Annotated in this window: 19 protein-coding genes; 15 read left to right on the top strand and 4 right to left on the bottom strand. The window is 72.0% G+C overall.

From position 1 onward, the window contains the following. Positions 1-90 precede the first annotated feature (90 nt). On the bottom strand, positions 91-1,062 hold the full coding sequence (locus AC6F7H_RS15545; protein WP_500757568.1) for an EamA family transporter: 972 nt from the start codon (positions 1,060-1,062) through the stop codon (positions 91-93). A 357-nt stretch (positions 1,063-1,419) separates the two neighbouring features. On the opposite strand from AC6F7H_RS15545, the gene AC6F7H_RS15540 reads away from it, so the two are divergent. Then, entirely contained in the window at positions 1,420-3,027 is a 1,608-nt protein-coding gene (locus AC6F7H_RS15540) for a vWA domain-containing protein (RefSeq protein WP_500757567.1), read from the top strand. A 4-nt stretch (positions 3,028-3,031) separates the two neighbouring features. Here AC6F7H_RS15540 and AC6F7H_RS15535 read toward each other — a convergent pair whose 3' ends face one another. Next, the gene (locus AC6F7H_RS15535) at positions 3,032-5,914 is read right to left on the bottom strand and encodes an FAD-binding and (Fe-S)-binding domain-containing protein (RefSeq protein WP_500757566.1); all 2,883 of its coding nucleotides are present in this window, start codon (positions 5,912-5,914) and stop codon (positions 3,032-3,034) included. Between the two features lie 336 nt (positions 5,915-6,250). Here AC6F7H_RS15535 and AC6F7H_RS15530 point away from each other — a divergent pair, with 336 nt between their 5' ends. From AC6F7H_RS15530 to AC6F7H_RS15495, 8 genes are all read left to right on the top strand, one after another. Further along, positions 6,251-8,398 carry an ATP-binding protein gene (locus AC6F7H_RS15530; protein ID WP_500757565.1) on the top strand — a complete coding sequence of 716 codons (2,148 nt, stop codon included), beginning with the start codon at positions 6,251-6,253 and terminating at the stop codon, positions 8,396-8,398. After that, positions 8,395-8,802, top strand: a complete 408-nt coding sequence (locus tag AC6F7H_RS15525) for a roadblock/LC7 domain-containing protein (protein WP_279335345.1) — start codon at positions 8,395-8,397, stop codon at positions 8,800-8,802. The genes AC6F7H_RS15530 and AC6F7H_RS15525 overlap by 4 nt, the downstream gene beginning before the upstream one ends. Continuing rightward, entirely contained in the window at positions 8,799-9,146 is a 348-nt protein-coding gene (locus tag AC6F7H_RS15520) for a DUF742 domain-containing protein (RefSeq protein ID WP_109379351.1), read from the top strand. The genes AC6F7H_RS15525 and AC6F7H_RS15520 overlap by 4 nt, the downstream gene beginning before the upstream one ends. Beyond that, positions 9,127-9,744: a GTP-binding protein gene (locus AC6F7H_RS15515; RefSeq protein WP_500757564.1), complete on the top strand. Its 618-nt coding sequence runs from the start codon at positions 9,127-9,129 to the stop codon at positions 9,742-9,744. Before AC6F7H_RS15520 ends, AC6F7H_RS15515 begins: the two co-directional genes overlap by 20 nt. Beyond that, entirely contained in the window at positions 9,741-10,985 is a 1,245-nt protein-coding gene (locus AC6F7H_RS15510) for a cytochrome P450 (protein ID WP_500757563.1), read from the top strand. The genes AC6F7H_RS15515 and AC6F7H_RS15510 overlap by 4 nt, the downstream gene beginning before the upstream one ends. Then, the gene (locus AC6F7H_RS15505; RefSeq protein WP_500757562.1) at positions 10,982-12,238 is read left to right on the top strand and encodes a cytochrome P450 family protein; all 1,257 of its coding nucleotides are present in this window, start codon (positions 10,982-10,984) and stop codon (positions 12,236-12,238) included. Before AC6F7H_RS15510 ends, AC6F7H_RS15505 begins: the two co-directional genes overlap by 4 nt. Before the next feature lie 172 nt (positions 12,239-12,410). Next, complete coding sequence (gene serC, locus AC6F7H_RS15500; protein WP_500757561.1) at positions 12,411-13,529, top strand: phosphoserine transaminase; 1,119 nt, start codon at positions 12,411-12,413, stop codon at positions 13,527-13,529. A gap of 579 nt (positions 13,530-14,108) precedes the next feature. Then, on the top strand, positions 14,109-14,936 hold the full coding sequence (locus tag AC6F7H_RS15495) for a DUF3800 domain-containing protein (RefSeq protein WP_500757560.1): 828 nt from the start codon (positions 14,109-14,111) through the stop codon (positions 14,934-14,936). A gap of 188 nt (positions 14,937-15,124) precedes the next feature. On the opposite strand, the gene AC6F7H_RS15490 is transcribed toward AC6F7H_RS15495, so the two are convergent. Next, complete coding sequence (locus tag AC6F7H_RS15490; RefSeq protein WP_500757559.1) at positions 15,125-16,663, bottom strand: cellulase family glycosylhydrolase; 1,539 nt, start codon at positions 16,661-16,663, stop codon at positions 15,125-15,127. 220 nt (positions 16,664-16,883) lie between these two features. Between AC6F7H_RS15490 and AC6F7H_RS15485 the strand changes: the two genes are divergently transcribed. Further along, positions 16,884-17,318: a PPOX class F420-dependent oxidoreductase gene (locus AC6F7H_RS15485; protein WP_500757558.1), complete on the top strand. Its 435-nt coding sequence runs from the start codon at positions 16,884-16,886 to the stop codon at positions 17,316-17,318. Between the two features lie 12 nt (positions 17,319-17,330). Here AC6F7H_RS15485 and AC6F7H_RS15480 read toward each other — a convergent pair whose 3' ends face one another. Further along, positions 17,331-18,344 carry a WD40 repeat domain-containing protein gene (locus AC6F7H_RS15480; protein WP_500757557.1) on the bottom strand — a complete coding sequence of 338 codons (1,014 nt, stop codon included), beginning with the start codon at positions 18,342-18,344 and terminating at the stop codon, positions 17,331-17,333. 88 nt (positions 18,345-18,432) lie between these two features. Between AC6F7H_RS15480 and AC6F7H_RS15475 the strand changes: the two genes are divergently transcribed. The 5 genes from AC6F7H_RS15475 (at position 18,433) to AC6F7H_RS15455 (ending at position 21,755) form a co-directional block, all read left to right on the top strand. Then, complete coding sequence (locus AC6F7H_RS15475) at positions 18,433-19,119, top strand: SGNH/GDSL hydrolase family protein (RefSeq protein WP_500757556.1); 687 nt, start codon at positions 18,433-18,435, stop codon at positions 19,117-19,119. A gap of 114 nt (positions 19,120-19,233) precedes the next feature. After that, complete coding sequence (locus AC6F7H_RS15470; RefSeq protein WP_500757555.1) at positions 19,234-19,821, top strand: Uma2 family endonuclease; 588 nt, start codon at positions 19,234-19,236, stop codon at positions 19,819-19,821. Between the two features lie 272 nt (positions 19,822-20,093). Further along, positions 20,094-20,309, top strand: coding sequence for a type II toxin-antitoxin system VapB family antitoxin (locus tag AC6F7H_RS15465; protein ID WP_500757554.1), 216 nt, complete (start codon positions 20,094-20,096; stop codon positions 20,307-20,309). Continuing rightward, complete coding sequence (locus AC6F7H_RS15460; protein ID WP_500757553.1) at positions 20,306-20,722, top strand: PIN domain nuclease; 417 nt, start codon at positions 20,306-20,308, stop codon at positions 20,720-20,722. Before AC6F7H_RS15465 ends, AC6F7H_RS15460 begins: the two co-directional genes overlap by 4 nt. A 43-nt stretch (positions 20,723-20,765) precedes the next feature. Continuing rightward, the gene (locus tag AC6F7H_RS15455; protein WP_500757552.1) at positions 20,766-21,755 is read left to right on the top strand and encodes an aldo/keto reductase; all 990 of its coding nucleotides are present in this window, start codon (positions 20,766-20,768) and stop codon (positions 21,753-21,755) included. Positions 21,756-21,774: the final 19 nt, after the last annotated feature.

Below are 21,774 nucleotides of genomic sequence, written 5' to 3'. Positions count from 1 at the left end.
CCGAATCGCAGCCCGGCGACGGGGCCGTGTTGATTCGAGCGACGAGAGCGACTCCAGCCCCCGTCGCCCCTCACCACGTCGCCGCAAGCGTCAGGAGACCGCCTCCGGCGCCTTCGCGCGCCCCCGCCCCACCTGGGTCCGTACCGCTCCCATGCTCGCCGCGATGACCAGGGCGATGGCGGCGGCCTCGGTGAGGGTGAGGGCCTGGCTGAGGATGAGGAAGCCCGCGGCGGCGGCGATGGCCGGTTCCAGGCTCATCAGGATGGCGAACGTGGAGGCGGGCAGGCGGCGCAGGGCGAGGAGTTCCAGGGTGTACGGCAGGACGGAGGAGAGCACCGCGATCGCCGCGCCCAGGCCGAGGACCGTCGGGTCGAGGAGCTTGGTGCCGGACTCGGCGATGCCCAGCGGCAGGAACACCAGCGCCGCCACGCCCATGGCGAGGGCGAGCCCGTCGGCCTGCGGGAAGCGGCGCCCCGTACGCGCGCTGAAGACTATGTAGGCCGCCCACATGACACCGGCCCCCAGGGCGAAGGCGGCGCCCACGGGGTCGAGGCTGTCGAAGCCTCCGCCGCCGAGGAGGAAGACACCGGCGAGGGCGAGTCCGGCCCAGAGGAAGTTGATCGCGCGCCGGGAGGCCAGCACGGACAGGGCGAGCGGGCCGAGGACCTCCAGGGTGACCGCCGTACCGAGGGGGATGCGGGCGACGGACTGGTAGAAGAGGCCGTTCATCCCGGCCATCGCGAGTCCGAAGACGATCACCGTGGTCCAGTCGGCGCGCGAGTGCCCGCGCAGCCGGGGCCGGCACACCAGGAGCAGCACGACCGCGGCCACCAGCAGCCGCAGCGTCACGACGCCGAGCGCGCCGGCCCGCGGCATCAGGGTCACCGCGAGCGCCCCGCCGAACTGCACGGAGATCCCCCCGGCGAGCACCAGCCCGACGGGCCCCAGCGCGCCCCGCCCGCGCGGCGGGGCACCCGCCCCGCCGGGAGCATGCCCGGGAGCCGCCGCGGGGACGGCGGCCGGGGCCGGGACGGACGGGGTGGCGGAGCTGGGGGTGGTCACGGCGCCTTCCATGGGCTCGGGGCGAGGGAGCGGGTGACCCCCCTCGGGGGATTGTGCATGGAGCTGGACTGTCCGGTCCAGAGTAATGGACCCGGCCAGCACCATGCAGCTTGCACGTACCTGACGATGAGGCCCGCGTCCCGTCCGGGTCAATCCGGTCCGTCATACGGACGACCGGACGGGCGACGACACGACGGCACGACGCCGTAGGTCGACGGAAGGTCACCCACCGGTCTCGGCGGCCGTCGGCCGTGCCCGCTTCGAGACGCACCTGTGACGCCCCGTGCCGCACGTTCCGCCCCGCCCCGGCGTCACAGTCGCATGAGTCGGGTTCAACGGACCGAGGGGGCACGGACGATGAAGTGGCACGCGACGACGAAGCAATACAGAACGACGAAGCGGCACGGGACACGGCGGCTGAGCGGCGCGCTGCTGGCACTCACGGCGGCGAGCGGCCTGCTGCTCACCGGATGCAGCGCGGGCGGCAGCGGCGACGAGAACGCGACGGCCGACAGCGGGTACGACCGCAAGGGGAACGGCTCGGCCCCGCTCCCCGCCCCCGACGGCCCCCGGGGCCCGGGCTCGGGCGAACAGCGCGAGGGCGGGCAGCGCGAGGGTGAGCAGGACTCCCGCGACATCGCCCCCGCACCGGATTACCTGTCCACCTTCGCCCTCGACGTCGACACCGCCTCCTACGGCTACGCCCGCCGCACCCTCGCCGACGGCCGGCTGCCCGACCCCTCCACGGTCCGCCCCGAGGAGTTCGTCAACAGCTTCCGCCAGGACTACACACGCCCCGACGGCGACGGCTTCACTGTCACCGTCGACGGCGCCCGCACCGACGAGGACGACTGGTCCCTGGTCCGCGTCGGCCTCGCCACCCGCCCCGCCGAGCCGAGCGGCGAGCGCCCGCCCGCGGCCCTCACCTTCGTCGTCGACATCTCCGGCTCCATGGCCGAACCGGGCCGCCTCGACCTCGCCCGGCGGTCCCTCGGCACCATGACGGACCGGCTGCGCGACGAGGACTCCGTGGCGATCGTCACCTTCAGCGACGAGGCCGAGACCGTGCTGCCGATGACCCGCCTCGACGGCAACCGCGGCGAGATCCACGAGGCCGTCGACCGTCTGGAACCCGCCCGGTCCACCAACCTCGGCGCGGGCGTCGAGACCGGCTACGCGACCGCCGTCGAGGGCCTGCGCGAGGGCGCCACCAACCGGGTCGTCCTCGTCTCCGACGCGCTCGCCAACACCGGCGAGACCAGCGCCGACGCGATCCTCGAACGCATCTCGACGTCCCGTCGCGAGCACGGCATCACCCTCTTCGGCGTGGGTGTCGGCAGCGACTACGGCGACGCCCTGATGGAACGCCTCGCCGACAAGGGCGACGGGCACACGGTGTACGTGTCCGACGAGGAGGAGGCCCGCGAGGTCTTCTGCGAGCAGCTGCCCCGCCACATCGAGCTGACCGCCCGCGACGCCAAGGCCCAGGTCGCCTTCGACCCGCAGACGGTCGCCGAGTTCCGCCTCGTCGGCTACGACAACCGCCGCGTCGCCGACGAGGACTTCCGCGACGACGGTGTCGACGGCGGCGAGGTCGGCCCCGGCCACACCGTCACCGCCCTGTACGCGGTCCGTACGAGGTCCGGCGCCGACGGCCACCTCGCCACGGCCACGGTCCGCTGGCTCGACCCCGACACCCGCGCCCCGCACGAGGAGACCGGCGCCCTGGAGACCGACGCCCTCGACGACTCCGTCTGGACCGCGAACCGCGGTCTCACGCTCACCGCGACCGCCGCCTACTTCGCCGACGCCCTGCGCTCCTTTGACCACCGCTACAGCGCCCTGCCCGGCGCCCCGGCCCTCGGCGAACTCGCCGACCGCGCCGCCGACCTGTCCTCCCGGACCGAGGACAAGGCCCTCCGCGACCTGACCCAGGCCATCCGCGACGCGAACCGCCTGGCATGAGTCCTCACGGGTTGTCCTCCAGGGCCTCCGCCAGCACCTCCGCCAGGTGGCGGCCCCGTACGCCCGCCAGCTGGTCCAGCTGGGTGCGGCAGGAGTAGCCGTCGGCCAGGATCAGGGCGTCCTTCGGTGCCTGCCGCACCGCGGGGAGGAGCTGGTCCTCCGCGCAGGCGGCCGAGACCTCGTAGTGGCCCTTCTCGAAGCCGAAGTTGCCGGCGAGGCCGCAGCAGCCGCCGCTCAGGTCGCCGGTGAGGCCCGCGGCGGTACGCAACCGGCGGTCGGCCGTGTCGCCGAGGACCGCGTGCTGGTGGCAGTGGGTCTGGCCGGTGACGGGGCGGTCCAGGGCCGGTGGGGTCCAGTCCGGCGCGTACTGCTCCAGGGTCTCCGCGAACGTGCGGACGCGGGAGGCCAGTCGTGCCGCGCGGGGGTCGTCGTGCAGGATTTCCGGCGCGTCCGTGCGCAGGGTCGCCGCGCAGCTCGGCTCCAGGACGACCACCGGAGCGTCGGTGGCGAGCACCGGTTCCATCAGGTCCAGGGTGCGGCGCAGCACCGCGCGGGCGCGGTCGAGCTGGCCCGTGGAGATGTACGTCAGGCCGCAGCAGACCCGGCTCCTGCGGGCCGCCAGCAGCCGCAGCGCCGAGCGGGAGCGCGCGTCCCCCACCAGGCCCCGGGCTCCGGCCAGGCGCAGCGTCGGGGGCAGCGCGACCCGCAGGCCCGCCGCCTCCAGGACCCGTACGGCCGCGCGGCCCACGGAGGGCGAGAGGTGCTCGGTGAAGGTGTCCGGCCAGAGGACCACCAGAGTCCCCGGGGCAAAGGGCGCGGCGGTCCGCCGTCCCCGCCACCAGCGGGTGAACGTCTCCCCGGCCAGGCGCGGGATCTCCCGCTCCCCCGCGATCCCGCCCAGCCGTTTCGCCGCCCGCGCGAGCGGGCCCACCGAGGCGCCCGCGTTGACCAGCGCCGCCGACCTGGTACGCGCCACCCAGCCCAGCCACAGCGGCAGCCGTCCCATCGCGTAGTGGGCGGCGGGGCGGCGGCGGCCGGCGTAGTGGTGGTGGAGGAACTCCGCCTTGTAGGTGGCCATGTCGACCTCGACCGGGCAGTCCGAACGGCAGCCCTTGCAGGACAGGCACAGGTCCAGTGCGTCCCGTACCTCCGTGGACCGCCAGCCGTCGGTCACCAGCTCGCCGGCGAGCATCTCGTGCAGCAGGCGTGCGCGCCCGCGCGTGGAGTGCTCCTCCCGGCCCGTGGCCCGGAACGACGGGCACATCACCGCCGGCCCCGACACCGACTCCGTACGGCACTTGGCCACGCCCACGCAGCGGCGGACCGCCGCGGAGAAGTCGCCGCCGTCGGCGGGGTAGCCGAAGGCGACGTCCACCGGTTCGCGCGGGAGGACGGCGAAGCGGAGGTTCGCGTCCAGGGGCTCGGGGCGCACCAGCATCCCCGGGTTGAGCAGGTCGTCGGGGTCCCAGACGCCCTTCACGCGCTCGAAGAGGGCCACCGTCTCCGTGCCGTACATGCGCGGCAGCAGCTCCGCGCGCGCCTGCCCGTCACCGTGCTCGCCGGACAGCGATCCGCCGTGGGCCACAACCAGGTCGGCGAGCTCCCCGGAGAAGGCCCGGAAGCGGGCGATGCCCGGTTCCGTCAGCAGGTCGAAGTCGATGCGGACGTGGATGCAGCCGTCCCCGAAGTGCCCGTACGGCGCCCCGCGCAGCCCGTGTGCGGCCAGCAGCCCCCGGAAGTCCCGCAGGTACGCGCCGAGCCGGGCGGGCGGCACCGCGCAGTCCTCCCAGCCGGGCCAGGCCTCCGTACCGTCGGGCATCCGGGTCGCCGTGCCGCTCGCGTCCTCCCGGATGCGCCACAGGACGCGCTGCCGGGCCGGGTCGGTCACCACCAGGGAGTCCACGACGTCCGCCGCGCGGACGATCGCGTCCGCACGCGCGCGTGCCTCTTCCTCCGTCTCCCCGCCCGTCTCGACGAACAGCCAGGCACCACCGCGCGGGAGGTCCACCGAGGACGGCACCAGATCGGCCGCCATGCCCTCCACGGTCAGCGGCTCGTACGGCAGCAGCCCGGCCGCGGCCTCGGCGGCGCCGCTCTCGTCGGCGTACGCCAGCACGGCGAGCGCACGCGCGCGTGGGGCGCGTACCAGCTCCACTACCGCCTCCGTCAGCACGCCCAGCGTGCCCTCGGAGCCGCAGAAGGAGCGGGCGACGTCGGCGCCCTTCTCGGGCAGCAGGGCGTCCAGGGCGTATCCGGAGATGCGGCGGGGCAGCTCGGGGAAACCGGTGCGCAGGCGGGCGAGTTCGCCGTCCACCAGCTCCCGCAGTCCCGCCGGGGCCCCGGCCCACCCCCGTCCGGGGCGCAGCCGCTCCCCGCGCGGGGTGATCACCGACAGTTCCCGCACGTTGTCCGCCGTCGTCCCCCAGGCGACCGAGTGGGAGCCGCAGGAGTTGTTGCCGATCATGCCGCCGAGGGTGCAACGGCTGTGCGTGGAGGGGTCCGGGCCGAAGCGCAGTCCGTGCGGGGCGGCGGCCTCCTGGAGCCGGTCGAGGACGAGGCCGGGCTGGACGACGGCCGTGCGGGTCTCCGGGTCGAGGGACAGCAGCCGGTTCATGTGCCGGGTGAGGTCGAGCACCACACCGGTGCCGGTCGCCTGGCCCGCGATCGACGTGCCGCCGCCGCGCGGCACCACGGGGACTCCGCGCTCCCTGCAGACGGCGAGGGCCGCCGCCACGTCGTCGGCGTCCCGCGGCGACACCACGCCCAGCGGCACCCGGCGGTAGTTGGAGGCGTCCATGGTGGTCAGCGCCCGCGCGGTGACGCCGAAGTCCACCTCACCGCGCACGTCCGCGCGCAGCCCGGCCCGCAGTTCCCGGAGATCCGTCATACCCCCCAGGATGCCCCCGGGGCGGGCGGAACAGCGGCGACGGCGCACACCCCGCGCGGCGCACGGGGCGAGGGCGCCGGGGAGCCGCTTCCCTCAGGAGTGGCTCAAATCCCAAGGACGAGACCGGAATCTTCCCAAGCAGATCACTAACTTGCATATAGTGACCGCGAGTTGTGCGCAGTTGTCGGCCCTCGTTCCAGAGGCGACCCAGGAACCGGATCCGGCGACCCCATGGACCGCTCGAGGGCCGCGCGGACCGCATGTGCAGACGACACGGGCAGACAACGGCGTATGCCCCGCGGCCCCGACCGAGGACCCGACCGAGGACCCTGATTGATGACCTCCCCCCTGCTCCCCGGCGACCGCCCCACCCCCCGCAGCCTGCTGCCCGCCCCCCTGCTCACCGCGGCGCTCTCCGCGGTCGGGGTCGTCGTCGCGGTGTTCCTGGGACCGGCCTCCGCGCGTGGCGCCCTCACGGCGGCCGGAGTGATCGCCGCCCTGCTGCTGTGCGCGGCCGTCACCTGGGCCACCCACGCCGTCCTGACGGCGCGGGCGCTCCGCGGGCGGCTGGAGGAGGTCTCCCAGGACGTCGGCCGGCTGCTCCAGGAGCGCGCCCGGCAGGCGGAGGAGGCCCGCCGCCAGCACGAGCGGCTGACCGGCGAACTCACCCGGGAGCGGGCCCGGTTGTCGGCCGACCTGGACCAGGAGCGGGCCCTCCTCGCGAAGTCCGTGGCGGCGGAGCACGAGCGCCTCAACGACCAACACGCCGCCGCCAAGGCCCGGTTGACGCAGGAGCACATCGCCGAGCGGGCACGGCTCGCGGAGGAGCACGCCACCGAACTCACCCGGCTGAGGGACGACCACGCCGCCGAACTCTCCCGTCTCGCCGACGAGCACGCCGGGGAACTGCGCCGGCGCGCCGAGGAACACGACGGCCACACCGCCCAACTGGTCCAGCAGCACACCGACGAGCGCGACCGGCTCGACGCGGAACTCAAGCGGCTCGGCGAGGAGCGGGCGCGGCTGTCACAGGACCGGGACCGGCACATCGGGGAGAACGCGCGGCTGGCCGTCCGGCTGCGCGAGGCCGACGGCGCCCGCGCCGCCGCGCTGTCCGCGACGGCCAACGCGGCCGGCCGGATGCAGGCCCTGTCCACCGGCATGCTCGCGGACCTGCGCGCGATGGAGGACAAGCACCACGACGAGGAGGTCCTCTCCGACCTCCTCCACCTCGACCACCGCACCGCGCAGGCGGGCAGGCTCGCCGACTCCGTCGCCGTCCTCACCGGCGCCCGCTCCGGCCGCCGCTGGGCCCGGCCGATCCGCATGGAGTCGATCCTGCGCGGTGCCATGGGCAGGATCAGCGGCTACCGGCGTGTCCGCGTCCACTCCGCCGCCGACACCGCCGTCGCCGGGCACGCCGCCGAGGGCGTGATGCACGCGCTCGCCGAACTCCTCGACAACGCGGCCAACTTCTCGCCGCCGACCGCCGAGGTCCACGTCTACGTGGAGGAGGTGCCGGCCGGCGTCATCGTCTCCGTCGAGGACAGCGGGCTCGTCATGGGCGAGGCCCAGCTGCGGCGTGCCGAGCGTGCCGTCTCCGGCGAGACCAGCGGGCTCGGCGGCCTCACCGGCACCCGGCTCGGACTCGCCGTGGTGGGCCGGCTGGCCCGGCGCTACGGCCTCCGGGTCTCCTACCGGCCCTCGGCCCGCGGTGGCACGGGCGTGCTGATGCTCGTACCGCAGGACATCCTCGTGTCGCCGGACGCGCCGCCCACCCCGCCCACCGGCGCCCCCGCCCGCACCGGAGCGCACACCCGGCCCGCGCGGCCCGCACGCTCCGAGGCGAAGACACCGGCGGGCGCGGCACCCGCGCCGTCCGCGCCGGGTCTCCCCCAGCGCACCGGCACCCGCCCGGCCGAGGCACCGGCCGTCCACCCCGCCGATGCCACGGCCCCGACGGAAACGGGCCCCGCGGCCACGTCGGCGACCGCGTCGACGGCGGCCACGGCGGCTACGGCGACCAGCCACTCGTACGCGGCACACCGCGCCGGAGCCGACCTCGACCCCGACCCGGTGCCCACCCACGAGTCCCCGGACCGGCACACGGACCCGAGCCCGAACACAGGCACAGGCACGGACGCATCCGCACCGGACGCGCCCCCGCTCGGCCTCCCGCGCCGCCGCCGCGGCCGCACCCTCGCCGAGGCCGAGCGCACCCGAAGCGCCGGGACCCGCGCCACCACCCCGCGTCCCACGGCGCCCACCGCCGAGGAGACGAGGACCCGCACGGCCCGCTTCAGCAGCTTCCGCCAGGCCGTCCGCGCCACCGCCCCGGACGACGCGGAACCCTGCCCGGAAGCAGCACCCTGCACAGAAACGGACACAGGCACAGGTACGAGCACGGACACCGGCACAGGCACCGCCCCCCTCGACACCCCGACCCCCACCCCCGTAACCCCGGAAGGCGACACCACCTCATGACCGGCACGACGACCGCCGACGAGAAGCTCACCTGGCTGATAGAAGGCCTGCTGGAGCGCACGCCGGGCGCGCGGCACGCGCTCGTGCTGTCCAGGGACGGCCTGAAACTGTGCCGCACCCCCGAGCTCTCCGCCGACCAGGCCGACCAGCTCGCCGCGATCGCCGCGGGCATCCAGTCCCTGTCGCACGGCGCGTCCGTGGAGTTCGGCGACGGCAGCGGAGGCGTCAGGTCGGCGATGACCGAGTTCTACGGCGGCGTGCTGTTCATCGTGGAGGCCGGCCAGGGCGCGCACCTGGCCGTCGTCACCGACGAGGACGCCGACGCCGGGCTCATCGGGCACAACATGAGCGAGCTGGTGGAGCAGCTCGGGGAGCACCTGACCGCGCCGCCGCGCACCTCATGAGCAGGCCGGGCAGGGACGACGCCCCCGACCGCCTCTACACCGTCACCGGCGGACGCAGCCGGTCCGGGGCCGACAACCCCTTCGACCTGGTGACCCTGGTCGTCGCCGAATGCGATCCGGTGCCGGGCATGCAGTCCGAGCACGCCGCGATCCTGCGGCTGACCGAACGGCCCACGGCGGTCGTGGAGATCGCGGCCGAGCTGAAACTGCCGGTGAGCATCACCCGCATCCTGCTCGCCGACCTCCAGGCGGCGGGACGCGTCAGCGCCCGCCACCCCCGCCAGGCCGCCGTACCCGACCCCGACATCCTGGAGCAGGTGCTCGTTGGACTCCGCAACCTCTGAGACGCGTACGCCGCTGGGCGCGTCGGCCGACAACGGCCTCAAGATCGTGGTCGTGGGCGGCTTCGGCGCCGGCAAGACGACGATGGTCCGCTCGGTGAGCGAGATACGTCCCCTCAACACCGAGGAGACGATGACCCGGGCCGGGGAGGCCGTCGACGACACCAGCGGAGTGGGCGGCAAGACCGCGACCACCGTCGCCTTCGACTTCGGCCGCATCACCCTGGACCGGCGCAATGTGCTGTACCTGTTCGGGGCGCCCGGCCAGGAACGCTTCTGGTTCCTGTGGGACCGGCTGTTCTCCGGCACCCTGGGCGCGGTCGTCCTGGTCGACACCCGGCGCATCGACGAATCCTGGTACGCCATCGACCGGCTGGAGAAGCACGGCACGCCGTTCATCGTGGCCTGCAACGACTTCGGCGGCCCCGCCTTCGCCCCGGAGCAGATCCGCGAGGCCCTCGACCTCGATCCGCACGTCCCGCTGGTCACCTGCGACGCGCGGTCCCGGGAGTCCAGCAAGCTGGTGCTGATCACACTGGTGGAGCACATCCAGGCCCGCTACACCGACCCGGCCCGAGCCCCCCGTCAGGAGCTGGTGTGAGCCCCACCCCCGCGTCCCCGGCCGCCGCCCCCGTCGCCCTCAGCGGGCCCCTGCTCCAGGACGACCCCGCCGGGGTGTACCGGGAGATGCGGCGCGACCACGGCAGCGTGGTCCCGGTGCTGCTCGACGGCGACGTACCGGCCTGGCTGGTGCTCGGCTACCGCGAGCTGCACCAGATCACCGGCGACCCGGTGCTGTTCAGCCGCGACTCCGACCTGTGGAGCCAGTGGGAGAACATCCCCGACGACTGGCCGCTGCTGCCGATGATCGGCCGCAAGCAGCCCTCCATCCTCTACACCGTCGGCGAGCGGCACCGCGAGCGGGCCGGGATGATGATCCACGCGCTGGAGGCGGTGGACCCGTTCGAACTGCGCCGCTATGCCGAGAAGTTCGCCGACGAGCTGATCGACGGCATCTGCCCCCGGGGCGCCGCCGACATCATCGGCGAGTTCGCGACGCTGCTGCCGGTACGCGTACTGGCCCGGCTCTATGGCTTCTCCGAGGAGCAGGGGCCGGCCCTGGTCACCGCCCTCAACGACATGATCGACGGACGGGAGCGGGCGCTGGCGGGCCAGGCCCACCTGTTCACGTCGATGACCGAACTGGTGGCCGCCCGCGGGAACGAGCCCGCCGAGGACGTGGCGTCGCGGATGCTCGCCGACACCTCCGGGTTCACCGACGAGGAGATCGTCCAGGACCTGATGGTGATGATGGCGGCCGGACACCAGCCGACCGCCGACTGGATCGGCAACTCCCTGCACCTGATGCTGACGGACAACCGGTTCGCCGCGTCCCTGTTCGGCGGCCGCAACAGCGTCGCCGAGGCGATGAACGAGGTGCTGTGGGAGGACACCCCCACCCAGAACGTGGCCGGCCGCTGGGCCTCCCGCGACACCCAGCTGGGCGGTCGCCGCATCCGCGCCGGTGACATGCTGCTCCTCGGTCTCCAGGGCGCCAACTCCGATCCCCAGGTGCGCACCGACGGCTCCGCCCTGACCGGCGGGAACGGCGCGCACTTCTCCTTCGGCCACGGGGAGCACCGGTGCCCGTTCCCGGCGCAGGAGATCGCCGAGGTGATCGCGCGGACCGGCATCGAGGTCGTCCTGGACCGGCTACCGGACATCGACCTCGCGGTACCGGCCGCGTCCCTGACCCGCCGCCCGTCGCCGTGGCTGCGCGGGCTGTCCGAACTTCCGGTCACGTTCACCCCGACTCCCGCCCTTGGAGGAAGACCCAGATGACGGCTGGTACGGACACTCAGGCACCCGCGTCAGGCACCGAGGGGAACCCGATCCCTCTGGACCCGTTCGTCTCCGACCTGGAGGCGGAGAGCGCGGCGCTGCGGGCCGCCGGACCCCTCGCACGCGTGGTGCTGCCGGGCGACGTACCGGTGTGGGCGGTCACGCACCACGCCGAGGCGAAGAAGCTGCTCACCGACCCCCGGCTGGTGAAGGACATCAACGTCTGGGGCGCCTGGCAGCGCGGCGAGATCGCCCCCGACTGGCCGCTGATCGGACTCGCCAACCCGCCCCGCTCCATGCTCACCGTGGACGGCGCCGACCACCGCCGCCTGCGCACGCTGGTCGCGCAGGCGCTCACCCCGCGCCGGGTGGAGCAGATGCGCGGCCGGATCACGGAACTGACCGAGGGCCTGTTGGACCAGGTGGCCGCGGAGCCGGGCGAAACGGTCGACCTGAAGGCCCTGTTCGCCTATCCGCTGCCGATGTACGTGGTCGCCGACCTGATGGGGCTCGCCGAGGAGCGGCTGCCGCGGCTGAAGGAGCTGTTCGAGAAGTTCTTCTCGACGCAGACCCCGCCCCAGGAGGTCATCGCGACGCTGACCGAACTGGCCGGGATCATGGCCGAGACGGTCGCGAGCAAGCGGGAGAACCCCGGCGACGACCTGACGTCCGCGCTCATCCAGGCGTCCGAGGACGGCAGCCGGCTCACCGACCAGGAGATCGTCTCCACGCTCCAGCTGATGATCGCGGCCGGTCACGAGACGACGATCTCGCTCATCGTCAACGCGGTGGTCAACCTCTCCCTCCACCCCGAGCAGCGCGAGCTGGTGCTGTCCGGCAAGGCGGACTGGTCGGCGGTGATCGAGGAGACCCTGCGGTACTCCACGCCCACCTCCCACGTGCTGATCCGGTTCGCCACCGAGGACGTACCGGTCGGCGACGCCGTCCTCCCGGCCGGGGAGGCGCTGATCGTGTCGTACGCCGCGATCGGCCGCGACGAGCAGGCCCACGGCCCGAGCGCCGGCGCCTTCGACATCACCCGCGAGACCGCCAACCGGCACATCTCCTTCGGGCACGGCCCGCACGTGTGCCCCGGCGCGGCCCTCTCCCGCCTGGAGGCGGGCGTCGCCCTGCCGGCCCTGTACGCGCGCTTCCCGAAGCTGGACCTGGCGGTCCCGGCGACCGAACTCCGCAACAAGCCGGTCGTCACCCAGAACGACCTGTACGAACTGCCGGTGACACTCGGCGGCTGACCTTTCCGGGCCGGCCTTCGGGGCGACTCTCGGAGCGGCGGGACGGGGAATCGACCCCGTCCCGCCGCCCCACCGCCCTGCCCCGGCCCTCCCCTCCCCCCACCGGCTGATTCGTGTCTCAGCCGACGGACGAGATTGCACCCGGGTTTCCCGGAGCCGCTAGGCTCCTTTCGTGGCTGAGATCCGGATTCCTGCTGACATCAAGCCCGCCGACGGTCGTTTCGGCGCGGGCCCCTCCAAGGTGCGGACGGAAGCGCTGGACGCGCTGGCCGCGACCGGCACGTCCCTGCTGGGCACCTCCCACCGCCAGGCCCCGGTGAAGAACCTGGTCGGCGAAGTGCGCGAGGGCATCCGTGACCTGTTCCAGCTCCCCGAGGGCTACGAGGTCGTCCTCGGCAACGGCGGCTCCACCGCGTTCTGGGACATCGCGACCCACGGCCTGATCGAGAACAGGTCGCAGCACCTCACCTTCGGCGAGTTCAGCTCCAAGTTCGCCAAGGCGGCCAAGCTCGCCCCCTGGCTGGCCGAGCCGGACGTCGTCTCCGCCGACCCGGGCACACACCCCGAGCCGGTCGCCGCGGCCGGCGTGGACGTCTACGCCTTCACCCACAACGAGACCTCCACCGGTGTCGCCATGCCCATCAAGCGGGTGTCCGGCGCCGACGAGGGCTCCCTGGTCCTCGTGGACGCGACGAGCGGCGCCGGCGGCCTGCCCGTCGACATCGCCGAGACGGACGTCTACTACTTCGCCCCGCAGAAGTCCTTCGCCTCCGACGGCGGCCTGTGGATCGGCGTCTTCTCCCCGGCCGCCATCGAGCGCGCCGAGCGCGTCCACGCGTCCGGCCGCCACATCCCGGAGTTCTTCTCGCTGCCCACGGCGATCGACAACTCCCGCAAGAACCAGACGTACAACACCCCGGCCCTGGCCACCCTCTTCCTCCTCAACGAGCAGCTGAAGTGGATCAACGGCCAGGGCGGCCTGGACTTCGCCGTCCGCCGCACCGCCACCTCGGCCCGCACGCTGTACGGCTGGGCGGAGGACGTGAAGTTCGCGAACCCGTTCGTCACCGACCCGGCCAAGCGCTCCCAGGTCATCGGCACCATCGACTTCACCGACGAGGTCGACGCCGCCGCGGTCGCCAAGGTGCTGCGCGCCAACGGCATCGTCGACACCGAGCCCTACCGCAAGCTCGGCCGCAACCAGCTCCGCGTCGCCATGTTCCCGGCCATCGACCCCGCGGACGTCGAGGCCCTGACGAAGTGCGTCGACTACGTCATCGAACAGCTCTGACCGCTCCCCCGCACGACGACGAAGGGCGCCCGACGGATCCCCGTCGGGCGCTGTTCGCGCTCGGCGAGGCGGAGAGCGCTCGCATCCCTTCAACTCTGTGAGGCGCTCGCCCGACGCCGCGGGGCCGGAGACGGGTGCCTTGCCGAAAACCGTGAGCAGTCGGCGGACATGTGTCACGAGAGCGCTCAAACGAGCGGCATCAGGACAGTGGCAGCCAAAGTGCTCACGCTTTTGGGACGGTGCACCCTCCCCGGGGCGCGGACGCGTGCCCGGCCTCGCACACGTCGAGACCGCCGTCCCACCGGGTGAGATTTACTCGCTCCGCTCACACTTCGGGCGGCGGCTGGCCGGCCGAGGGTGGACGACCGGCAGGTCATCAACGGAATGATCTACCTCGAACGACCCTCCTCTCCTTCCCTGGCCCTGGTGACCTGCCTCCCGGGCCACCGACACCTGGAACTCCAGTGCCCTCTGGCATAGCGGGGGAGGGGAAGCGCACGTCATGAGATTCGGTGAGATGCGCAGGTGAGAGTTGCAAGGAGGGCCAACTGCGGTCTCCTGACGCCATATATTCCGAACGTGTACTTTTGCTACGCCGATGATTCAGGGGCGGACCAGGGCCGCACTCTGACCGGACTCCTCGTACCTGAAGAAGGCTGGAACGACCTCCTGCACTGCTGGCTGGAAGGCCGACGAGGACTGGAGGAGACATGGGGCATCTCGAAGAACACCGAGTTGCATGCCAGCAACTTGGTCAAAGGGCGAGGCCGCCCCTGTGCGACTGCCGAACAGAATCAGCGCTTCGGCCGCCCGGCGCGCCTTGCTGCGCACGACCTCATGATGAGGCACCTGGCCCGGTGCGCCAGCCTGCGGGTGCTGACTGTCGCGGGCCGCACCGCTCAGATAGCCGAGGTGTACCAGGGCTTCGTCGACCACCTGGAGCTATGGGCTCTGGAGCAAGACACCCGCATGCTGATCATGTACGACGGCCAGGTCGGACCTGAGGACACTTCCGGCATAGCACAGGAAGACGCTCAGAAGCTCTGGGAGCAGGCGGTACGTAACGCAAGTCCCTACCGAGCAGCACATCGCCGACTGCCACTCACCACTCGCAGGATTCTCGAAGACCCGATCATGCAGGACAGTCGGTACAGCCAGTTCATCCAGGCTGCCGACATGGTCGGCTATGCCGCCTTCCATCACCTGGGACTCACCCATCCCGAAGTGTGGCCCAAGATGAATCCAGTGGGGGCCATGTCGAAGTCCTACCGGCGGCTGTCGCAGCACTGGCTCCCTGGCCACGGCACCGATGGCATCGTCTGGCTCGACGCGGACAGTGCCCAGAAACGCAGAAACCCCCGGCACGCCGGGGGCCCACGAGAGCAAGATCCTTTGAGTGCCCTCTAGAGGGCACATAGGACCTTGCCCAATCAGTTTCGCATCCCCTACGCCTGACAGCAAGCCATTCAGCCGTCGCGTGGATGTTCAGCCGAAAATTCCCCATTCACGGTGGCATGCCCAGGTGCGACCCGTACAGGGCAGGGGGCCCAGCACTGTGTGCGGGTCACTGCGCCGGCCCCCTGATCACACGCCGCTCACGTCGCCGTGCACGTCGCGCTCGGTACGCTTCCGCCACCGGGGGCGCCGCCGAAGCCGAAGCTCGCCGAACCGCCCGCCGGGACCGCGCCGTTGTGGGTGGCGTTGGTCGCGGTGACGGTCGGGCCGGACTGGGTGTGCGAGGCGTTCCACATGGTGGTGACCCGCTGGGAGCCGCTCCAGGTCCACGTCACCTTCCAGGACTTCAGCGGTACGGTCCCGGTGTTGGTGACCTTCACGTCGGCGTTGAAGCCGCCGCCCCAGTCGCTGCTGACGGTGTAGGCGGCACTGCACGCGGGCCCGTCGCCCCCGGGACCACCCGGGCCGCCCGGGTCCCCCGGATCGCCGGCCGGGAACCCCGGCGCCTTGATGTCCGCGAGGTAGCCGTCCTTGACCGTGTCCACGGTCTTCCAGTCGTCCTTCAGGATGCCCCCGGTGTCACCGGAGTTGGGGTTCCATGACCAGAAGGTCCAGTGGAAGCTGTCAGCGCCGTGCCCCGAGGTCGACCGCAGGTACGTCACCAGTGCGGACAGCCACCGCTGGTCCACACCCGACTGGAGCGTCGTGCCGAACTCGCCGAGCCAGACCGGGGCGATGTTCTGCTTGAAGATGTAGCCCCAGTACTTGTCCCAGATGCCCGGCATGTTGGCGGGGAACGACGGGTCCTCGAACCAGGGCTGCCGGCCCACGCTGGTGGCGTAGTCGTGGGCGGAGTAGACGAGCCGGTTCGGCACGTCCAGGCGGACCGGGTGCTGGGCGACGCCCATCAGGTTGCCGCCCCACCAGCCGTTGACCCCGTTGTACGACTGCACGCCCTCGACGAAGACCAGCAGGTTGGGGTTGACGGACAGCACCGCGTTGCCGGCCCGCTCGGCGGCCAGCCGCCAGTCCCTCGCGGTGTCGCCGCAGCCCCAACAGGCGGGATCGTGCGGCTCGTTGTGCAGGTCGATGCCGATGACGGTCGGATCGCCCTGATAACGGGCCGCGAGTGCCTTGAGGTTGGCGATCCACGTCGACTCGGGGACCATCGAGGTGTACCAGAGCGCGGACTGCCCGGCCGCGTCCGGACGGTGCCGGTCGAGCACCACCTTCAGGCCCGACTGCCCCGCGTACGCCACGATCCGGTCCATGACCTGGAGCGAAGTAAGGCCGCGCAGGTCGGTGTTGATGCCGTCGTGGCTGATGCTGTCGGGCATGGCGCCAGGCTTGAGGACGTCGTCGCTGTAGGGGAGACGGATCGTGTTGTAGCCCAGCGACTTCATCTGGTCGATCATGCTCTTGTAGTCGCGGGCCCACAGGCCGTGGGCCACACGGGTGTCGGTCTCGAAACCGAACCAGTTGACGCCGGCAACGCGTACGGACCGCCCGGCCGCGTCCAGGATCCGACGGCCGTCGGTGTGCCAGTAGCCCTCCCCCGCCATCGCGGTGCGCGCCGGGCCGTCGCCCCGCTCCACCGCACCGGCCGACGGCGTACCCGCCAGCGGCAGCAGGAACGCCGCCACGGCCACGCACAGCGCTCTTCGCAAGCTGCGGAACATGTCACCGCTTCCTCTCGGAGGGACGGGCCCGGAACGGATGGGAGCGCTCCCATCACCCTGCACCCCCATGCAAGCCATGTCACATGAACACGTCAAGAAGGCGAGCGGTATTCGCACTCCCGAGCACCGCCTCGGCTGTGCGTCCTGGACGGGCTGGAGGTGCTGGTCCGCCGACGTGCCACCGGATGACAGACCGGCGAATCGGTGCCTGCATGGAGGTATGGCCACCTCGCGCACCCACCCGGAACCCACCACCCACCCGGAACTGACGGACTTCGCCGGGCAGTGGGCGGTGCTGCTCACCAGCCACCGCAGGAACGGCACGGGCGTGGGCACCGCCGTGAACCTCGCCGTGGAGGGCGACCACGCCTACTTCCGCACCCCCGGCAAGGCCAAGAAGGCCAGACGCCTGCGCCGCGACCCGCTGGTGGAACTGGCCCCCGCCACCCCCGACGGCAAGCCGGTCGGACCGGAGATGCGCGCCCGGGTCCGGCTGCTGGACCACGGGAGCGAGGAGGACCGGCACGCGGCACGGCTGCTGCGGCGCAAGTACCCGGTCGTGCAGGGCGCCCTGGTCCCGCTCGCGCACCGGCTGATGCGGACGCGGACGCTCCACTACGAGGTGCGGACGGCGCCCGCGGACGGCGCCGCGTGACCGCCCGCCGGTTCAGCCCCGTCGGCGCCGACGCCCCAGCCCGAACAGGACCGCGCAGACGACGGCCACGGCGGCCACGGCACCGATCGTGAGGCCGTCACCGGAACCGGCACCGCCCCCCGAGCCCTCGCCCCCCGCCTGCGAGCCCCCACCCGAAGAACCCGAGGCGCCCGACGAGGACGCCGACCCCGAGTCGCCACCGCCGGGCGCCTCCCGGGCCTCGACCGGGCTCTGCGCGCCCTCGCTCCCGTACATCAGCCGGGAGCCGTCGGCGGAGTAGCTGACGGACTCGCCCTGCCCCTGGAGCGGCACGCTGAGCCGCCCCTTGCGCTCGAGCTTCCCGTCCCGGGCGTCGTCCCACGCGTAGTGGATCCCGCCGAAGTACCCGCGCACGGCGAGCTGCCGGCCGTCCGGGGAGAACGCGGCGTCGGTGGCCCACAGCTCGACGGGGGCGATGGGCTCGAAGACGTTGCTGCCCGAGGCGGAGAGTTCGGCCGGCCCCTCGTACAGGTGGCCGCCCTCCTCCTTCTTGTCGACGATGTAGACGCGTCCGGTCCTCGGGTGCACGACGAGGGACTCGGCGTCGCGGGGCCCGTCGGAGTACTTCACGACGTACTGCGTGGCCCGCACGGTCTGGTCCCGCAGCTCCTTCGGCTCGGGCAGCTCGTAGATCCACACATACGGCCAGGTGCCCCCGAGGTTGTCGCCGATGTCCCCGACGAAGATCCGGTTGTCCGGCCCGATGGAGATCGCCTCGACGTCCCGGGGTTCGCCGATGCCGGTGAGGGTGAGCCGGGCGACGGTGTCGCCGGTGGCGCTGTCGACGGCGTAGAGGTAGGGGCCGTCGTCGCTGTCGTTGTGGGTCCAGTAGACGCCCGGGTGGAGACGGGAGGCGGCGAGACCGCTGGACTCGGTGATGCGCGGGTCCTTGATCGTGAACCCCTCGTCGCCGTCGGCTGCGGAGGCGGGTGCGGCGAGCACGCCCACGAGAACGGGGGCGGCGAGCAGGGCGAAGGGTCGGCGCATGGCCCAAGACTGCCATCCCGCCGCCGACTTGGCGGCAGGTGGTCGGTCTCACATCGCGGCGACCGGGCCGATCGACGATGATGACCGGGTGCTCAGGTTCATGCCCGTCGGCGACTCGATGACCATCGGGAGCGCGGGTGAACACACCTGGCGCTACCGCCTGTGGCAGCACCTGTGCACGGAGTACGGCGGCCCCTTCACCTTCGTCGGCCCGCGCGAGACGCTGCACGACCAGGCGACGGACGCCCCCACCTCGTACGCCTACGCCGAGCCCGACTTCCCCCGGGCCCACCTGGCCGGCTGGGGCGAGGGCTGGCAGCACATGGCGCCGCTGATCGGCGAGACCGTCCGCTCCCGGCGCGCCGACGTGCTCCTGGTCTCCCTGGGCCTGATCGACCTCGGCTTCTACACGAACGCCGAGCAGACCGCGGACAACGTCCGCGCCTTCGTCGCCGGGGCGCGGGCGGCCAACCCGCGCATCCGCATGGTCGTGCTGCCCGTGATCCCCAACATCCGCGCGGAGGCCGACCCGTCCTTCGCCACCGAGGTCACCCGCTTCAACGAGCTCCTCGCGAAGACGGCCGCCGACCTCGACACCCCGGGCTCCCCGCTCCTCCTGGCCGCCGTCCCGCCGTCGTACGACATCCACACCGACACCTACGACGGCACCCACCCCAACGCGACCGGCGAACACAGGATCGCGGAGGCCTTCGCGGAGGCGATGTACGGGGGCTGGGAGCTGGGCGGGCCCTACTCCGCGTCCTGCACGCCGTAACCGGCGACGGCGCTGCGGCGGCATATGCGCCTTTCCCCGTGTCCCGGTCACCGTGCGTATCGTTGTACCGCACGGCTGTGCTCGTCCGTGGGGGCAGCCGGGGAGGATGCCACGATGACCGTCGTAGACGACAGGATCGCCATGGCCGACGCCAACACTCAGCGCTTGGACGAGTGGTTCGAGCGGCTGGAGCGGATGCCCGTCCCCGAAGGGTTCAGGGTCGAGATCGTCGGGGGCAACGTCTACATGACACCGCAGCGGGACACCCATTGGGGGATCATCCGCCGGATCGTACGGGCCGTCGAGGACAGGTTCGGCATGGACGTCAAGGTCTTCTCGGACGTCCGCATCGACTTCCCCGGCCACGAGAACGGCTTCTGTCCGGACGTGGCCGTGCTTCGCGGCTCCGCACGGAAGGACGACGAAGGCCACTGGCGTCACCAGGACATCGAGTTCATCGTCGAGGTCGTCTCCGAGGGCACGGCCGCCAACGACTACGGCCCGAAGAAGGCCGCCTACGCGGTCGCGGAGGTCCCGCTCTACGTCATCGCCGACCCGTACCAGGCCCAGTGCTACGTCTACACCCACCCCAAGAACGGTGACTACGCCACGAGGACGAAGGTGAACTTCGGCGACACCCTCGACCTGACCGGCACAGTGGCGGACCTGGCGGTCGGGACCGGCGACTTTCCCCGCGACTGATCCCGATCCCGTCCGCGCCCACCGCACCGACGTGCTCCTGGTCTCCCTGGGCCTGACCGACCTCGGCTTCTGCACGAACGCCGAGCAGACCACGGACAATGTCCACGTCTTCGTCCCGGAGTCGCCGCACCAGGAGTGGGAGCTGGGCGGGCCCTACAAGAACCAGAGCCCCCGAACGAGGCTCCGAGCGGAAGCGAGTGCCGAACGATATCAAGTGGCGACGATTTTGATATCCTCGCCATGTTGGGCGCCGCCCCGTCCTGGAGGTACACATGGCACGAACGGTCATCGACATCGACGACGACAAGCTGGCCGAAGCCGCCGAGATCTTCGGGACCACCACCAAGGTCGCCACGGTGAACGCGGCTCTCGAGGACGCCATCAAACGCCGGAAGCGAGAGTCGTTCCTGAACTGGCTGGCCGAGGGCGGGCTGCCCGGCCTCACGGGGCCCGTGGAGGGGACGACCGACTCGCGGGGAGCCGCGTGACCGACCGCTACCTGATCGACAAGTCGGCCCTGGCCCGTTACCCGAAGCCGGCGGTCCGCGCCGTCATCGACCCGCTGCACAACGCAGGACTACTCGCGGTATGCGGTGCGGTGGAACTCGAAGTCCTGCACAGCGCCCGGTCCAAGGCGGACGCCGAGCGGATCCGCGACGAGATGCGCGGCTTCGACTGGCTGCCGACTCCTGACGAAGCCTGGGACCGGGCGCTCGAGGTCCAGACGCTCCTCATCCAGAAGGGGAACTGGAAGGCGCTGTCGGTCTCCGACTTGGTCATCGCAGCGACGGCCGAGCGTCACGGCGCCGTCGTCCTGCACTACGACGGCGACTTCGACATGATCGCCTCGGTCACCGGACAGCCGACGGCCTGGGCCGCCCCCGCAGGCACCGCCGACTGATCCCCTTGCATAGAGCGCGCTCCAAGACGTTGGCTTGGTGCTCATGGAGTACACGCAGCTCGGACGCACGGGACTCAAGGTCGGCCGACTCGTCCTCGGGACGATGAACTTCGGTCCGCAGACCGACGAGGCCGACAGTCACGCCATCATGGACGCGGCGCTGGACGCCGGGATCAATCTCTTCGACACCGCCAACGTGTACGGCTGGGGCGAGAACAAGGGCCGTACCGAGACCATCATCGGCAACTGGTTCGCCAAGGGTGGCGAGCGGCGCGACAAGGTCGTGCTCGCCACCAAGGTGTACGGGAACATGGGCGCCGACGGCGAGGCGTGGCCCAACCACGACAAGCTCTCCGCGGTGAACATTCGCCGGGCCGTCGACGCCTCCCTCAAGCGGCTGCAGACCGACTACATCGACCTCTACCAGTTCCATCACATCGACCGGTCGACGCCGTTCGAGGAGATCTGGCAGGCGATCGACGTCCTGGTCCAGCAGGGCAAGATCCTCTACGTGGGATCGTCCAACTTCCCCGGCTACAAGATCGCCCAGGCCAACGAGATCGCCGCCCGGCGCGGGTCGTACGGCCTGGTGAGCGAGCAGTGCCTGTACAACCTCGCCGAGCGCCGCGCCGAGATGGAGGTCATCCCGGCCGCGCAGGACTACGGGCTCGGGGTCATCCCCTGGTCGCCGCTGCACGGCGGTCTGCTGGGCGGGGTCATCAAGAAGGAGGTCCAGGGCGGGCGCCGCGCGTCCGGGCGGGCCGCGGACACGCTCGCCGACCCCGCCGCCCGCGCCCAGATCCAGGCGTACGAGGACTTGCTCGACAAGCACGGCGTCGAGCCCGGCGAGGCCGCGCTGGCCTGGCTGCTCACCCGGCCCGGGGTGACGGGCCCGATCGTCGGTCCGCGCACCACCGAGCAGCTGGCGTCGGCGCTGCGGGCGGTCGAGCTGAAGCTGAGCGAGGAACTGCTGACCTCGCTGGACGAGATCTTCCCCGGCCCGGGGCCTTCTCCGGAGGCCTTCGCCTGGTAGGAGGCCACCTTCCCGGCGG

The sequence above is a fragment of the Streptomyces sp. MMS24-W38 genome, from assembly GCF_059889265.1.
Note: the sequence above shows the minus strand (reverse complement) of the source record. Positions and strands in the feature narration are given on the sequence as shown.

Bases quoted from the DNA above. Each gene is read 5' to 3' on its own strand.
- AC6F7H_RS15505 (WP_500757562.1), top strand. From the start codon at position 10,982: ATGACGGCTGGTACGGACACTCAGGCACCCGCGTCAGGCACCGAGGGG.
- AC6F7H_RS15480 (WP_500757557.1), bottom strand. From the start codon at position 18,344: ATGCGCCGACCCTTCGCCCTGCTCGCCGCCCCCGTTCTCGTGGGCGTG.
- AC6F7H_RS15520 (WP_109379351.1), top strand. From the start codon at position 8,799: ATGAGCAGGCCGGGCAGGGACGACGCCCCCGACCGCCTCTACACCGTC.
- AC6F7H_RS15490 (WP_500757559.1), bottom strand. From the start codon at position 16,663: ATGTTCCGCAGCTTGCGAAGAGCGCTGTGCGTGGCCGTGGCGGCGTTC.
- AC6F7H_RS15485 (WP_500757558.1), top strand. From the start codon at position 16,884: ATGGCCACCTCGCGCACCCACCCGGAACCCACCACCCACCCGGAACTG.
- AC6F7H_RS15470 (WP_500757555.1), top strand. From the start codon at position 19,234: ATGACCGTCGTAGACGACAGGATCGCCATGGCCGACGCCAACACTCAG.
- AC6F7H_RS15455 (WP_500757552.1), top strand. From the start codon at position 20,766: ATGGAGTACACGCAGCTCGGACGCACGGGACTCAAGGTCGGCCGACTC.
- AC6F7H_RS15535 (WP_500757566.1), bottom strand. From the start codon at position 5,914: ATGACGGATCTCCGGGAACTGCGGGCCGGGCTGCGCGCGGACGTGCGC.
- AC6F7H_RS15530 (WP_500757565.1), top strand. From the start codon at position 6,251: ATGACCTCCCCCCTGCTCCCCGGCGACCGCCCCACCCCCCGCAGCCTG.
- AC6F7H_RS15540 (WP_500757567.1), top strand. From the start codon at position 1,420: ATGAAGTGGCACGCGACGACGAAGCAATACAGAACGACGAAGCGGCAC.
- AC6F7H_RS15525 (WP_279335345.1), top strand. From the start codon at position 8,395: ATGACCGGCACGACGACCGCCGACGAGAAGCTCACCTGGCTGATAGAA.
- AC6F7H_RS15465 (WP_500757554.1), top strand. From the start codon at position 20,094: ATGGCACGAACGGTCATCGACATCGACGACGACAAGCTGGCCGAAGCC.